This window comes from Catellatospora sp. TT07R-123, from assembly GCF_018327705.1.
GTDB lineage: Bacteria > Actinomycetota > Actinomycetes > Mycobacteriales > Micromonosporaceae > Catellatospora.
The window spans coordinates 23870-38366 of the sequence record NZ_BNEM01000001.1; the positions used below are offsets into that span (position 1 = coordinate 23870).

A 14497-nucleotide genomic window follows, 5' to 3' on the forward strand; every position below is an offset into this window, starting at 1 on the left:
ATCAGCCCAGCGGGTCGCTGGAGCGGCTCCCGTCACCGGGGCTGACCTGCCCCGTCCAGGACCGGCCGTCCCAGTACCGGTAGTAGTGGCGGCCCGTCGGGTCGGTGTACCAGCCCGCGGGTGCGACCGGCGCGGGCAGCAGCTCCGCCTGCGGCCGCTGCTGCGGGGCGGGCAGCAACCGGTCCAGCTCGTCCACCGGCGTCTCGGACAGGCCGAGCTCCCGGGCGCGGCGCACCCGGGCGTCGTCGGTGTCCGACTCGGCGACCACCACCGTGGCCAGGCTCCGGGTCAGGTTGACGGCCAGCCGGTAGCCCGCCTCGCCGAGCCGGCGGCGCACCTGCGCGGGCACCGCCGGGCTGCACCACACCCGCGGCCCGACCGCCCGGCCCGGCTCGGCGACCGCGGTGACCAGGTCGGCGAAGTAGTCGGGCAGGTCCAGCAACCGGGCCACCGTCACCAGCTGCCGCTGCTGCTCGGCGCTGAGCTCCGGCTGCGCCGCGGCAGCGTCGCGCAGCCCGTCCAGGAAGCGGTGGTGCAGGGCCGCGACCTGGGCCGCCCCCATCCCGGCCCGGCCGGCCAGGCGGCCCAGGTGGCGGGTCTTGCGGCCGGTGAGCCTCCCGTCGACCAGGGCGTCGGCGAGCGCGTCCAGGTACGGCTGCGCCCCGACCGGGTCGTGGTCGGCCATCGAGTACGGCAGCTTCGTCAGCAGCGAGCGCATCCACCCGTCGGCGCCCTTGCGCAGGTTCGTGACCCGGGTGCGGGGCGTGGCCCCGGTGCGCTGCCGGGGCAGCACCGCCGCGGGCACCGGGTAGGTGATCTCCGGTGACTGGGCGAGCAGCCGCGGCAGCAGCATGGCGGTGGCCCGCACGTCGCCCAGCGCCGTATGCGCGTCGTACAGGGTGATGCCGGAGATCTCGCAGCAGGTCGACAGCTTGTAGTTGGGGCTGGCCAGCACCGCGCGGGCCAGCCGCAGCGTGCACAGCGCCGGGATGACCGGGGTCGCCACCCGGGCGCGGGCGAACTCGTACGCCAGGAACCGCTCCTCGAACGGGGCGTGGTGGGCCACCACGACCGCGCCGTCGAGCCGGGCCAGGATCTCCGGCGCCATCTGTGCGAACGTCGGCGCGCCGAGCAGCATGTCGGCCGAGATGTGGTGCAGGTACGTCGGGCCCGGGTCGCGGCCGGGATCGATGAGGGTGGCCCACTCGTCGACGACGGCGCCGTCCTCGACCCGGGCCATGGCGATCTCGACGATGCGGTCGTCGTCGGCCAGGCCGGTGGTCTCCAGGTCGATCACGACGAAGGTGCGTGGGAGCCGGTGGCCGTCGGGATCGGTGGTGCCGTAACCGAACAGCGCAGGTGCCTGACCGTACATGGATCAAAGTCTGCGACGACGGTACGACACGTCGACATCGGACGGTCGGCCGGTGTTGCGATCAAGGACGTGACGTCGGGGTCAGCCCTCGGCGCGGGCGCCCTCCCGGGTGCGCTGCGGGTCGATCTCGCGCTGCGGGAACCGGCGCAGGTACTCCCGCTCCAGCTCCCGGGAGCGCTCGGTGTGCATGTGCAGCGCGTCGTCGGAGCCGTGGCGCAGCGTCTGCACCCGGGTGCGGCCCAGGCTCTCCAGCTCGCGCAGCAGATCCTCGTCGGCCAGTTCGTCGGCCGGGATGCCTTCGATGAGCTCCATGGAGGTGGTTTACCCCGTTCCGGCGCCCGCCATGCGGCGCGGGGATCGGTTCGTCCCCGTCCGTGCCCGTTCGACCGGGTCAGACGTTGGCGCCCCGCGCGGCCACCCGCCACCGGTCCACGACCTGCCCGCCGGAGGTCACCACCAGCTCGTCGGCGAGGTTGACGGCCGCACACACGTGGTTGGGCATGACCTGGACCCGGGTGCCCACCTCGGGCAGGTCCGCCGGATCGGGCAGGACCACGGTGGCGTGGTGCTCCGACGTGGTGACGACCCGGGCGTCGGGCAGCCCGACCAACCGGCCGAACCCCGTCGCCCACCCGGGCCGGTCGGCCCCGAGGACCTTGTTGCCGGAGTCGAGGATGACGTGCCCGGGACGGCGGCTGACCACGGTCGCGGTGACCGTCAGCGCCACCTCCCCGGGTTCGCAGACCCCGAGTTCGACCTGCTGGGCGTCGTTGAAGGCGTAGACGCCGGGGCGGATCTCGGTCACGCCGCCGCCCGTGAGCACCGCCGTGGGCGTGGATCCGCCGCTGACCGTCTGCGGCTCGGCTCCGGTGGCGCGCAGGGCCGTGGCGGCCGCCGCCAGGGCCGCCGACTCGTCGGCCGCGGCCGTCGTCGGCTGGCCGGGACCGTACCCGTGGCCGGGGAAGGTGAAGACGCCGCGCACCCGCAGCCCGGCCCGCAGCGCCGCCGCCGCGACCGCACCGGCCTGCTCCGGCGCCACTCCGCTGCGGTGGTGGCCGCTGTCGATCTCGACCATCACCTCGAAGCCCGTCCCTGCGTGCCGGGCCAGCGCCTGGACGCCCTCGGCGGAGTCGGCGCCGACGGCGAGGCGGCCGCGCTCGGCCAGGGCCGCCAGCCGGGCGCCGCGCGCGGCGTCCACCCACAGCGGGTACGCCACGAACAGGTCGGTGAACCCCGCCCCGGCGAAGATCTCCGCCTCGCCGACGGTGGCCACGGTCAGCCCCGCGGCACCGGCGCCGACCTGGCGCTTGGCGATCTGGAGGCACTTGTGGGTCTTGGCGTGAGGGCGCAGGGCCAGCCCGTGCGCGGCGGCATGGGCAGCCATGCGGGCGATGTTGCGGTCGAGCACGTCGACGTCGACGCTGACGTACGGAGTGGGCAGCTCGGGCACCAGCCCATCCTGCCACGCGAAGGCGCCGTGAGACCCGTGCGTGAATTCGGTACCGGTACGCAGGCGCCCGCGCCGCAAAGATCCGTACCAGCGCTGAGGTGCCGGCCCCCGTCCGCGACCTACGGTGAAGGCGTCAACGCGGTACGAGCAGTCTTTGGAGGAACCGCCATGCGCAGGCCCGCCACCCTCACGGCGATCATCGTCGGGCTGGCCGTTCTGGCCACCGGATGCGGCAGCAAGCCCGCCGCCACCCCCGGCGCGGCCGCGACGGCCAGCACGGAACTGTCGCCCGCCCCCGCAACCCCGGTCGCGGCCAGCCCGACGACGGGCGGCACCGGCACCGGGTCCGGGTCGGGCTGCGCCATGACCGGCACGGTCAGCGGCGGCGAGGGCGCCTCGCTACAGGTGATGAAGGCCTGGCTGAAGTGCGACACCACCGCCCTGCACACGCTGATGCAGAACGACGCCTACCAGCAGCTGCACGCGATCGGGACGCCGAACATCGACACCCACTGGACGTTCGTGTACTGCGACGGCGCCATGGGCTCCAGCTACTGCACATACCGCAACAAGCTCGGCTCGGACATCGTCATCCGGCTGAGCAACAGCGCGACCGACCACCCGGTCACCGAGTTCAAGCTCGACCTGACCGTCTTCCACAAGGACGCCGAGAAGTACGCCCGCGAGTTCCTCGACGCGTTCGTCAACCACAACAAGCCGCGCATGGTCGCGCTCGCCTCCCAGCCGATCGTCGACTCGATCGTGGTGGACGCCCCGCCCGCCGGCTACGACCTGACGCTGTCACCCGACCCGCACTGGGTCTACAACGCGCAGTTCACCGCCACCGGCGAGTACTGGGTGGTCACCGTCCACGGCACCCTAGGCAAGGCGCACGCGATCACCGCGTTCGGCAACGCCGGCTGACCTCCGCTCCCGCCGCCCGGCCCGGACGCCGCACCGCGTCCGGGCCGGGCGCTGTGGCAGCCTGTACTGATGATCAAAGCGGTGGTCTTCGACTGCGACGGGGTCCTGGTCGACTCCGAGCGCATCAACAACGAGGTGTTCGCCCAGCTGGCGACCCGGGCCGGGGTCCCGACGACGTTCGCGCAGAGCGTGGCCCGGCACATGGGCCGGGCCACGGCCGAGTGCGTCGCCGACCTGGAGGCCGACCTGGGCCGCCCGCTCGACTTCGACCTGGCCACCGAGTACGAGCACGAGGTGCTGGCCCGCCAGGCGGACGGCCTGACCGCGGTCGACGGCGTACGCGACCTGCTCGACCTGCTGCGCGACGCCGGAATCCCCGTATGCGTGGCCTCCAGCGGCACCCCGCGCGAGATCGCGTTCCGGCTGGGCCGCACCGGGCTGGACGGCTACTTCGGGCAGCACTGCTACAGCGCGTCCATGGTCGCCCGGGGCAAGCCCGAACCCGACCTGTTCCTGCTCGCCGCCGCCGGGATCGGCGTGGACCCGGGCGCGTGCGCGCTCATCGAGGACAGCCCGTTCGGCGTACGCGGCGGCAACGCCGCGGGCATGACCGTCGTCGGCTTCGCCGCCCTGGCCTCCCCCGAGGTCCTGTCGGCCGCGGGCGCCGACCACGTCGTGACGGCGATGGCGCAGGTGCCGCCCCTGCTCGACCTCGCCTGACCGTCGACAGCCGCCCCGCTGGCAAGTTGCCGGGCAATCGGGCGAATGAGCAGGCTCGTTACGCCCGATTGCCCGGCAACTCGGCGGCCGGAGGGGGTGCTCGGGATCAGATCAGGTCGAGGGGGGCGGTGTCGTAGGCCGTCGTGATGGTGTCGAGCATGGCGGGCGGGACAGGCAGGCTGGTCTGTCCGACGCGGTGCACTGGGGCCCAGCCGCGCGAGTTGCACAGGAACATGCCCTGGTAGGAGTCCAGCTCGGGCAGCTTGACCGGGGCCCGCCGCTGCGGGACGGCGGCGGCCTCCAGTTGCCGCCGCAACACCAGCATGGTGATGCCGGGCAGGGCGGGCGCGTCGGGCCAGGTCACGGTGCCGTCGCGCCAGAAGCCGACGTTGGTGATCGTGCCCTCGGCGATGGTGCCGTCGGCGGTCGTGAACAGCCCCTCGTCGAACCCGGCGGCCAGGGCCTGCTGCCGGTGGTAGGCCGGCGCGGTGCCGTTGGAATGCTTGAACCGGGCGTGCGGGCGCTGGAAGCGGCGCGGCTGCATGCTGTGCGGCCGGGCGGGCATGCCCGCCGGGGAGCGGACGGCGACGATGACGCCGTCCCAGTAGCCGTAGACGCGCACCGAGGCGTCGGCGATCCCGGCCAGGGCGTGCCGGACCCGGGCATGGACCAGGTCGGGGTCGAGGTCGCTGGCGTAGACGTCGCGGTGCGCGGCGGTCAGGCGGGCCAGGTGCAGGTCGAATCCGCGGGTACGGCCGCCGCGCACCTGCATGGCCGTGAAGTGCCCCCACGCGGCGTGCTCCAGCATGGCGCGGGCCTCGGCGTCGGCGGGCCGCCCGTCGATCTCGACCCGGTATTCCTGCTGTTCGTCCACGCCCGACAGTATGCCCGCGCGTGCGCTCACGGGCAGCCCGTGAGCACCGCCCCGTCCGCGCCGGGAACGCAGGTGTCGGGGCCCGGACCGCCGTCGATGGTGTCGAACCCGGCGCCGCCGTCCAGCCAGTCGGCGCCGTCGCCGCCGAGCAGCGTGTCCGGACCGTCGCCGCCGAACATGTTGTCGGCGCCGCCCAGTCCGTCCAGCAGGTCGGCGCCGTCGCCGCCGTCGAGGCTGTTGTCGGCCGCATTGCCGGTCAGGGTGTCGTCGCCGTAGCCGCCCTGCAGGCCCTCGACGTCGGCGGCGATGATGTCGTTCTCGCCGGGCGCGCCGTCGTTGCCGACACCGTCGAGGCTGGCCGTGACGGCCGCGGCGTGGATGCGGTACGAGGCGGTGTCGTAACCGGCCCCGCCCTCCATGATGTCGGTGCCGCCGTCGCCTTCGAGGTAGTCGATGCCGTCGCCACCGGAGAGGTAGTCGGCGCCGTCGCCGGCGTACAGCTGGTCGGCGCCGTCCTGGCCGTAGAGCTTGTCGCTGCCCGGTCCGGCGAGCAGGGCGTCGTCGCCGTACTCGCCGTAGATCAGCTTCGGGCCGCCGGACAGGGCGTACACCAGGTCGTCGCCGTCGCCCGCGCCGATGAACGCGGGCAGCGCGGTGCCGTCGGTGACCGTGTCGTTTCCGTCGTAGGTCTTCATGCTCAGGTCGGTGGGTTTGCCCGCACACAGGACCGCCGTCGCGGTGATCGCCGCGCAGCCGGGGCCGGGGATGATCGGCCAGGCGTCGTCGACGCGCAGGCCGCCGGGGACCGGGGTGACGGTGACGGTGTTGGCGACACCCGATCCGGCCTGGAAGATCAGCGTGGTGCCGGACAGGCGGGCGCGGCCGTCGACGGCGGCGTACGCCGGGGCGGCGGTGGCGAGCACAACTGCGGTGACGGCGGCGGCGCCGCCGAGAACGGAACGCGCGGTCATGCCGTACATGATGGGCGCGGATGGGGCACGGCGGCGGCGGCGCGTCCGGAATCCGTCGCGGGCGGGCGAAACCGGCTGGCCGGTGTCGTACGGAGCTGGCATGCTGCGCGCCGTGACCACGTTGACGATCATCAAGGGGGACGCGACGAGCCCGCAGGCCAAGGGGCCGAAGGTGATCGCGCACGTGTGCAACGACCTGGGCGGCTGGGGCAAGGGGTTCGTGCTGGCCGTGTCGAAGCGCTGGCCGGAGCCCGAGCGCGACTTCCGGGCCTGGCACCGGCAGCGGTCCGGCAACGACTTCGGGCTCGGCGCGGTGCGGCTGGTGCCGGTCGCGCCGGACCTGTGGGTGGCCAACATGGTCGGCCAGCGCGGGATCCGGACCGGCAGCGGCGGCCCGCCGATCCGGTACGACGCCGTCGAGCGCTGCCTGGCGGCGCTGGCCGGGCACGCCGAGCGGCTGGGCGCGTCGGTGCACCTGCCGCGCATCGGCTGCGGGCTGGCCGGCGGGAAGTGGTCGCAGATCGAGCCGATCATCGTGCGTACGCTGTGCGCCCGCGGCATCGCGACGACCGTGTACGACCACGACTGAGTGGCCGGGCGGGTGCCGCCCCCAGGCCGGAGACGGCGGCACCCGCCCGCGTCGTGCGCCGGGTCGCCGGCGCCGTCTCAGAACACCGACCAGCCGGTCAGTGTGGCGAAGTGCTCCAGGGCGAGCAGGCCGGTGACGGAGTTGCCGGAGGCGTCCAGCCCCGGTCCCCAGACGCAGACGGTGCCGATCCGGGGCGCCACGGCGAGGATGCCGCCGCCGACACCGGTCTTGAGCGGCAGCCCGATGCGGTGCGCGAGTTCGGCGCTGGCGTCGTACGCGCCGCAGGTGAGCATGGTGGCGTTGACGCGTTTGGTGTCGGCGGGGCTGAGCAGCCGCCGCCCGTCGGCGCGTACACCGGCGCGGGCCAGGTAGAGCCCGGCCAGGGCGAGGTCGCGGCAGCTGGCGGCGATGGCGCACTGCCACTGGTAGTGGGCCAGCACGGTCTCGACCGGCAGGGCGAGGTTGCCGTAGGCCGCCATGAGGTGGGCGATGGCGATGTTGCGTTCGGCCCGGTCGCGCTCGTCCTTGACGGTGACCGGGTCCATCTCGACGGCGTGGTTGGCCGACTCGACCCGGAGCAGTTCCAGCACCCGGTGGCAGCCCTGACCCTCGGACAGTTCGAGCAGCCGGTCGGTGACGACCAGGGCGCCGGCGTTGAGCAGCGGGTTGCGCGGGATGCCGTGCTCGATGTCGAGTTCGGACACGGCGTTGTAGAGGCGGCTGGAGGGGCGGCGGCCAACCCGGGTCCACAGCCGGTCGCCGTCCATGGACAGGACCAGGGTGAGGGCGAAGACCTTGGCGATGCTCTGGATCGCGAACGGTTCGCGCCAGTCGCCGGCGCCATGCAGGTGGCCGTCGACGGTGGCGACGGCCAGGCCGAAGCCGTTGTCGGGGGCGGCGCTCAGGCGGGCGGCCGCGTACACGGTGTCGACGACGACGTCGAGGTCCATGCTGCGCTCCCGGGGGCTGGTGCGGCCACGCTGCCGCGCTCGCCGTCAGCATGTCCGGCGGGATCGGCCCGCCGAAACGGGGAAAGCCCTTGCCTTACCCTTGCGCGGCCCTTGCCCCGGCGCCGATCAGCCGTTCGGGCAGGTCAGCGCGGTTGCCCGCCGACTTCGCGGCGTGCAGGATCTCGTGGCGTCCTATCTGGTGCACCATCGCGACGGCGGCGCACAGGTAGTGGCTTACCTCAACCACCAGGGCATAGGCGACTGAGCCATACCGGTGAATGCCTTTTTCACTCATCACCGTCCCCCATTCGGTCACGAATCGGTGTCCAGAATTCACACGTTCCGGGGAAAGAGCGCACGACTCAGCGCCTCATTCAAGTAAAGCGATTGTTCGATGGGTTACGGTCGCCGCCCCGCTTCCGCACAGGACCGGGGCGGTTACTCATACCCGATTCAGATCGCGGCCACCGCCGGATCACCACGGAAAGAGGCGACACATCGTGCGACGATCACCACGGTTGCGGCGTTGGCCATTCGCGGCCGCGCTCGCGGCGCTGGCACTGGTGCTGACCCCTGCGGGCCAGGCCGCGGGGGTGCCGACCGCGCTGTCGGCGGCCCCGGCCGCCGCCGGTTCCCTGACCAAGACCGCGCAGAACGTGACCCACCCGGGTTCCGACCCGGCCTCGCACGGCGACGTGATCAACTGGACGGTGTCCTACGCCGACGGCGGCACCGGGGGGCCGGTCACGGTCACCGACCCGATCGGCGCCGGGCACGGCTACGTCAACGGGTCGCTGCGCGTGCCGCCGGACTGGACCCCGCAGTGGTCCACCGACGGTTCGACGTTCACGGGCACCGAGCCCGCCTCCGGCACGGCCGCGGTGCGCGCGACCATTCCGGTCCTGCAGCCGGGCGGCACCAGCCTCACCCGGATCCTGCTGCCGCCGGTACGGGTCGTCACCTCGCCGACCGGCGGCGACGGCTTCACCCCCGTGCTGTACCGGTCGGACAGCGGCGCCGTCGAGGCCTGGAACACCTACCACCACCTCGGCGCGGCCGCACCCAAGGTCGTGTGCACCAACCTGCTGACCGCCCAGCCGTGCGCGGGCGGGCCCTGGCCCCGGCCGCTCAACACCACGGTCGGCCCGCTGGGCAGCGGGAACACCGGTGACATCGCCAGCGGTATGGCGCCGCAGTTCGTGTTCGACCCGCAGCGGCCCGGCATCCTCTACTACCCGGCCGTCACCGCCGCCTCGATCGGCGTCGGCTGCCTCGACCTGGACGCCCGCGCCAACTGCGGGTTCTTCCCCCTGATCGACTACGGTGCCGCGCCGGGGGCGTACAGCGTGGGCGGGTTCGTCGAGCACGGCGGCAACCTCTACGGCGTGGCGAGCACCGGGCGGGTGCTGTGCCTGACCATGGCGAGCCAGAGCCCGTGCGCCGGGCAGCCGTACGCGGCGATCCTGCCCGACCGGCCCAACGGCAACTTCCTCGGCTCGGTGACCATGGTCGGCGACAAGGTCTTCGCGTCCTCGTCGCAGAGCGGCCCGGCCCCCACGCTGGGCTGCTTCGACCCGGCGACCGCCGGCGCCTGCGACGGCTGGGCCACCTACCGGACCCTGGGCACCACCGCGATGTCCACGTACAGCGTCTTCACGTCGTACACCACGTCGGGCCAGCCCAACGGCGCCTGCATCCCGATGGTGTCCAGCCCGTACCAGGTGTTCTGCCTCGCGACGGACGGGTCCGCGCTGGCGGCGCCGAATCTGGGCGCGCTGCCCGCCGGTGCGCTGACCTTCCGGCCGGAGACGATCACCGCGCCCGACGGCCACCTGCGCAGCTACCTGCCGCTGTGGGGCGGCGGGCTGAACGGCTCCACCGGCTGCTACGACTGGACCACCGCGGCGGTCTGCGCCGGGATGCCGTTCCCCGTCAACCACCCCACCGTCAACAACGGCGTCACCCGCGACTACGGGTACGACTACGACGAGGTCACCCAGTGCCTGATCGGCCTCGGTGACGCCGGGATGCTGTTCTCCGAGGACCCGGTCACCGGGGCTTCGCCGTGCTTCCACGCGGGCGCGTCGATCACGCTGGGCACGCCGGACTTCTACTGCGACGGCGGCACCGGCCACGTCAAGGGCTACCAGAACGCCCGGCTGGCCGACATCACGCTGGCCAACGTCGACCTGGCCAACAGCTCGGCGACGGTCAGCACCCCGGACGGCACCGTGATCGCCACCGCCGCGTTCGCCGCCGACGGCACCGTCGACCTGTCCGGCATCTCCGCCGCGACGTACCCGAAGATCGTCGTGGACGCGGCCCTGCGGCTGCGCAACGTCGACGACTTCTCCGGCGGCAACCAGCCGCACCTGGTCGCCGGGTTCATCGGCGACCCGCCGCAGGTCTGCTTCCAGACGAAGGTCGACGCCGCGTGCACCGTCACCGGGGTGGACAACACCGCGGGCGGCAGCGACAACAGCGGGACGCTGGCCTCCAACACGGTGAAGGTCTCGGTCGCGCCCGGCGCGGCCTGCATGCCGCACGTCAGCATCGACAAGGAGATCTGCCGTGACGGCCGGGCCTCCCGGTGCGGTCCCGGCGGGGTCGGGCCGTGGGGCAAGACCAGTCCGGCCGGGCTGCTGGGCATCCTGGGCACGGCGTACTGGCGGATCACCGTCACCAACGCCGGGCCGGTCGACGCCGTCGGGGTGAGCGTCAGCGACCCGGCGACACCCTCGTGCGGCACTGCGGCGGGCACCTTCACGCTGGCGGCCGGGGCGAGCAAGCAGATCTACTGCTCGTCGTTCCTGCTGCTCCTGCCGCTGACGAACACGGCGACCGCGTCGTACTCGGCACCCGGCGCCCCGCCGAACACCCCGCCGTCGGTCACCGAGCCGTCGTCGGCCACGGCGTGCTCCCTGATCTGCATCCTGGCCGCGCCCAACCGGTCCCCGGTGTACGGCAGCAGGCAACTGCCGTAGCGCGGCGCGAGGCGGCGGGCCCGGACCGGCCCGCCGCCTCGCCTCGTTCCACGCCGGAATGTCGGTGCGCCGTGCCACAATCCCGGCCATGACCGAAGACGTTCTGGCAGCGGGCAGGGCCTTCCTCGACCGGGAGGGCCGCCTGGTCGAACGCCGCCTCGCGGCGGTGCTGTTCGACGGCGACGACCCGGCCGGGGTGGTGGACGCGGTCCGCGCCTACCGCAACGGCGACGGCGGGTTCGGCCACGGGCTGGAGCCGGACAAGCGCTGCCCGGCGAGCCTGCCCATCGACGTGGAGTGCGCCCTGGACGTGCTGCTGGCCGCCGCGAGCGGACGGCCGGGCTGGTTCGGCCGGCCCGACCGCGCCGAGCTGGTCGCCGACGCGTGCGCCTGGCTGGGCTCGGTGGCGGCTCCCGACGGCGCGGTGCCGCTGGCGTTCCCGGTGATGGAGACCTACCCGCGGGCCGACCACTGGACGGACTGGACCTACGTGCCGGGGCTGAACCCGACCGCGGGCCTGGCCGGACGGCTGCACCGGATCGGGGTCAGCCACGCGTGGCTGGACCGGGCCACCGCATGGACCTGGGCGAAGCTGGAGTCCGGGGTCGACGAGGACGCGCACACCCTGCTGGAGGTCGCGCAGTTCCTGGCATACGCGCCCGACCGCGACCGGGCCGCCGCCACCGGCGTGCACCTCGGCGACTGGCTGGCCAAGGCCGCCTACTTCCGCGCCGACCCGGCCGACCCCGCCTACGGGGTGACGCCCCTGCACCTGGCACCGGCCCCGGACAGCCCGTGGCGCGGCCTGTTCGGCGACGCCGTCATCGAGGGCCACCTGGACCGGCTCGCGCGCGACCAGCAGGCCGACGGCGGCTGGGCCATCACCTGGCAGCCGCCCGGCCAGGCCTCCACGCTGGAATACCGCGGGGTCGAGACCCTGCGCGCCCTGCGCACGCTGCGCGCCTACGGCCGGATCTGACCCCGGCCGCAGGCGCGGGCGGCGCTACCAGCGGCCGGTCTGCATCCGCGGCCAGAGGATCACCGCCGCGCGCAGGAACGCCACCAGGGCGGCGATCATCTCCGCGAGGATGACCTTCTCCGTGAACTCGCCGTCGGCCGGCGTCCACGCGTTCGCGGAATCGATGAACAGCCAGGTCAGCACGATCATCACCGCCACCGTCACCGCTAGCTCGATCTTGCGCCTGCGGCCCCGGTCCCGCTGCGGCAGCGGCTGGCCCGAGCCCGGTCGGGGGATCTGGTCGGCGGGGCGGGCGGGCATCGGCACCGCCAGCTCCGGTGCGACCGCCGCGGCAAGGTCGGCCTGGTCCTGCGGCGTCACCGGGAAGATGGTCGGCTCGACCCGCACGATGATGCCGTCGGCGCCGACGAAGTGGCGGGCGCCGTCGGGGAAGTCCAGCCGGGCCGCGCACTCCTTGAAGTAGACCGTGGCCGCGCTGTCGCCGCGCAGCACCGACACGCCGTCGGCGCCGATGGCCAGAACGCTGCCGTCGCCGGACGCCGACTTCACGGAGCGGCCGGTCACCCGGGCCGTCGAGGCGACCGGGGCGGCGTCGAACCCGACCTCGACCCGGGCACCGGTGAACGGCACCTGGAGCAGCGCGGTCTCCAGCACCTGCCCGGCCACCGCGGCCAGGTCCGGCACGGTCACCTCGGCCAGCTCCGCCCGCACCTGCGCGACCGAGCCGAAGGCGTATCCGGTCAGCACGCTGGCGGCGGCGCTGGGCAGCGTCCCTGCCTCGACGTCCGGGTGCTCCAGCGCCCGCAGCGTCTTCGTCCGCGCCGCGTCCAGGTCGGCCGGGTCGATCCGGCCCTTGCTCAGCTGCCGCAGCACCTCGACGAACGCACCGGCCAGCGCGCCCTCGTTCTCCCGCAGCGCGTCGGCGAACGCGGTGACCATCGCCGACCCGGCGCCGTAGGGCGAGTAGTCGGTGCTGACCGCGTACGAGATGCCGCCCTCCTGGCGCAGTTCCCGGTACAGCGCGCGCTCGAACACGTCGGTGAACAGGCGCGCGGCCGTGCTGCGGGAGACCACGCCGTCCAGGACGACCCCGCCCGACGGGCCGTGGAACCAGGCCGGGGTCTTCGGCAGCGCGCTCGACTGCGGCGGCAGCGGCTTGCGGACGCCGGGCGCCAGCGGCAGCGACAGCCCGGCGGGAACGTCGCCGGCGACCCATACCGAGGCGTTTGCGCTGGTGAACCACTCCGCGGCCCACCGGCGCACCTCGTCGGCGCCGACCCGGCGCACACCCCAGGGGGCGTAGCTGCCCAGGCCGTAGTCGCGGGCGCCGTGGCGCCACAGGGCCATGTCGCCGTTGACGCCGCGGGAGCGGTGCAGCGACTCGCCGTACAGCAGCTCGCGCTCGGCCTCCAGCCGGTGCAGCGGCAGGTCGCCCAGGGCCCGGCACACGCCGCCGAGGAATCCGGCCACCGCCTCCGGCGGCCCCTGCACCTGGAACTGGGTGATGTCGGCGCCGACCCCCACCCCGTAGTCGAAGTCGGGCTGGTCCAGGTGGTGCAGCGCCAGCCTGGTCACCAGCTCGGTGATCCCGTGCACGGCCAGCGTCTCGTCGGCGCTGCCGACCCGGAACACCAGCCCGGCCCGCAGTTTCCCCGAGTACGGCGCCGTCAGCAGCGGCACCCCGTCGACCGATGTGTACCCGCTCATCCCCGGCCTCCCCGCACCATCGACCACACCTTGAACGACCAGAAGTTGAAGCCTGCCGAACCCCCGGCGGCGTTCCACGGGTACTCCGTGAGCCGGTTGTCCAGCATCGTGAACAGCGCCCCGGCCTCACCCGGCCGACCGGCCCGCATCAGCGCGAACGTGAGCAGGTTCAGCGCCGCGACCCACCCGTGCACCTGCCGGAACGCCGGGTCCAGCGCCGAGGCGGCCGCGGCCGAAAGCAGGTCCTGCCTGGCGTCCGACGCGCTGATCTCGGGTCCGCCGCCGAAGGACACCAGCTCCAGGTACGCGTCGGCCATCACCGCGCCGTTCAGCGACCCCGGCGGCGCCTGCGCCACGCACTCGCGGGCGAACGCCTGCACCGCCTGCGCCGAGCCGCCCCACTTCGGGCACAGCTGCTGCACCATGTCCAGCTGCGCGGTGAGCGGGTGCGGCCGGGCCTTGGCGGCGCGCTCGTAGCGGCGGCGCGCCTCAGCCTGGCCGAGTCCGAGCCCGCGGGCGATGCGCACCCGGGTCGTCCAGGCCGCGATGTCGTCCGGCTGCTCGGAGGTCACCTCGTTGAGCAGCCGGTCGGCGCGGGACAGGTACTCGTGGAACGTCTTGAACTGCTGGTCGCTCACGTACTGGGCCTGGGCGGCGGTGCGGATCTCCCAGCCCAGCCAGACCAGTCGGGCCCCGAGCAACGTCGCGGCCAGCGGCGACGTCACCGGGTCGCCGCCGCTGCGGCTGAGGAAGATCTCGACGCGCTTCATCTTCGCGACCATCGCGACCGCGACCGTCGGATCGTGCTGCGGCGGCAGGCTCGCGAAGAACCCCTCGACCGCGGGCCAGTTCTGCGCGCGAACGGCGTCGCGCAGCGGCAGCAGATCGGGATAGTGGTCGATCAGGTCGGTGGTCGTGGACCTGAACAGGCTGGACAGGGGTGGTCTCGGCACGGCGCCTGAGCGTAGTCACAG

The 14497-nt window shown here is 73.6% G+C and carries 14 protein-coding genes; 5 read left to right on the forward strand and 9 right to left on the reverse strand.

The annotated features are described in order from the left end of the window. Nucleotide 1 precedes the first annotated feature (1 nt). The 3 genes from Cs7R123_RS00140 to Cs7R123_RS00150 form a co-directional block, all read right to left on the reverse strand. A complete protein-coding gene (locus Cs7R123_RS00140; protein ID WP_212822379.1) occupies nt 2-1375 on the reverse strand; it encodes an exonuclease domain-containing protein in 1374 nt (457 codons plus the stop codon). Between the two features lie 81 nt (nt 1376-1456). Further along, nucleotides 1457-1687, reverse strand: coding sequence for a DUF6158 family protein (locus Cs7R123_RS00145; protein ID WP_212822380.1), 231 nt, complete (start codon nt 1685-1687; stop codon nt 1457-1459). A 79-nt stretch (nt 1688-1766) separates the two neighbouring features. Next, the gene (locus Cs7R123_RS00150) at nt 1767-2825 is read right to left on the reverse strand and encodes an alanine racemase (protein ID WP_244871523.1); all 1059 of its coding nucleotides are present in this window, start codon (nt 2823-2825) and stop codon (nt 1767-1769) included. A gap of 168 nt (nt 2826-2993) precedes the next feature. Here Cs7R123_RS00150 and Cs7R123_RS00155 point away from each other — a divergent pair, with 168 nt between their 5' ends. Beyond that, entirely contained in the window at nt 2994-3749 is a 756-nt protein-coding gene (locus Cs7R123_RS00155) for a hypothetical protein (RefSeq protein WP_212822381.1), read from the forward strand. Between the two features lie 69 nt (nt 3750-3818). Further along, a complete protein-coding gene (locus Cs7R123_RS00160; protein WP_212822382.1) occupies nt 3819-4469 on the forward strand; it encodes an HAD family phosphatase in 651 nt (216 codons plus the stop codon). Nucleotides 4470-4575: 106 nt separating this feature from the next. Here Cs7R123_RS00160 and Cs7R123_RS00165 read toward each other — a convergent pair whose 3' ends face one another. Further along, nucleotides 4576-5343, reverse strand: a complete 768-nt coding sequence (locus Cs7R123_RS00165) for an aminotransferase class IV (protein WP_212822383.1) — start codon at nt 5341-5343, stop codon at nt 4576-4578. A gap of 26 nt (nt 5344-5369) precedes the next feature. Beyond that, complete coding sequence (locus Cs7R123_RS00170; protein ID WP_212822384.1) at nt 5370-6314, reverse strand: calcium-binding protein; 945 nt, start codon at nt 6312-6314, stop codon at nt 5370-5372. A 100-nt stretch (nt 6315-6414) separates the two neighbouring features. Here Cs7R123_RS00170 and Cs7R123_RS00175 point away from each other — a divergent pair, with 100 nt between their 5' ends. Continuing rightward, nucleotides 6415-6903 (forward strand): macro domain-containing protein, encoded by a 489-nt coding sequence (locus Cs7R123_RS00175; protein WP_212822385.1) that lies wholly within the window; start codon nt 6415-6417, stop codon nt 6901-6903. Between the two features lie 77 nt (nt 6904-6980). Here Cs7R123_RS00175 and glsA read toward each other — a convergent pair whose 3' ends face one another. After that, nucleotides 6981-7853 (reverse strand): glutaminase A, encoded by an 873-nt coding sequence (gene glsA, locus Cs7R123_RS00180; protein ID WP_212822386.1) that lies wholly within the window; start codon nt 7851-7853, stop codon nt 6981-6983. A gap of 94 nt (nt 7854-7947) precedes the next feature. Continuing rightward, entirely contained in the window at nt 7948-8169 is a 222-nt protein-coding gene (locus Cs7R123_RS00185; RefSeq protein ID WP_212822387.1) for a hypothetical protein, read from the reverse strand. 202 nt (nt 8170-8371) lie between these two features. Between Cs7R123_RS00185 and Cs7R123_RS00190 the strand changes: the two genes are divergently transcribed. Beyond that, on the forward strand, nt 8372-10837 hold the full coding sequence (locus tag Cs7R123_RS00190; protein WP_212822390.1) for a hypothetical protein: 2466 nt from the start codon (nt 8372-8374) through the stop codon (nt 10835-10837). Between the two features lie 88 nt (nt 10838-10925). Next, nucleotides 10926-11816 carry a hypothetical protein gene (locus Cs7R123_RS00195; protein ID WP_212822392.1) on the forward strand — a complete coding sequence of 297 codons (891 nt, stop codon included), beginning with the start codon at nt 10926-10928 and terminating at the stop codon, nt 11814-11816. Between the two features lie 24 nt (nt 11817-11840). Here Cs7R123_RS00195 and Cs7R123_RS00200 read toward each other — a convergent pair whose 3' ends face one another. Both Cs7R123_RS00200 and Cs7R123_RS00205 read right to left on the reverse strand, forming a co-directional pair. After that, on the reverse strand, nt 11841-13523 hold the full coding sequence (locus Cs7R123_RS00200; protein ID WP_212822394.1) for an insulinase family protein: 1683 nt from the start codon (nt 13521-13523) through the stop codon (nt 11841-11843). Continuing rightward, nucleotides 13520-14476 carry a hypothetical protein gene (locus tag Cs7R123_RS00205; RefSeq protein ID WP_212822396.1) on the reverse strand — a complete coding sequence of 319 codons (957 nt, stop codon included), beginning with the start codon at nt 14474-14476 and terminating at the stop codon, nt 13520-13522. Before Cs7R123_RS00205 ends, Cs7R123_RS00200 begins: the two co-directional genes overlap by 4 nt. Nucleotides 14477-14497 lie beyond the last annotated feature (21 nt).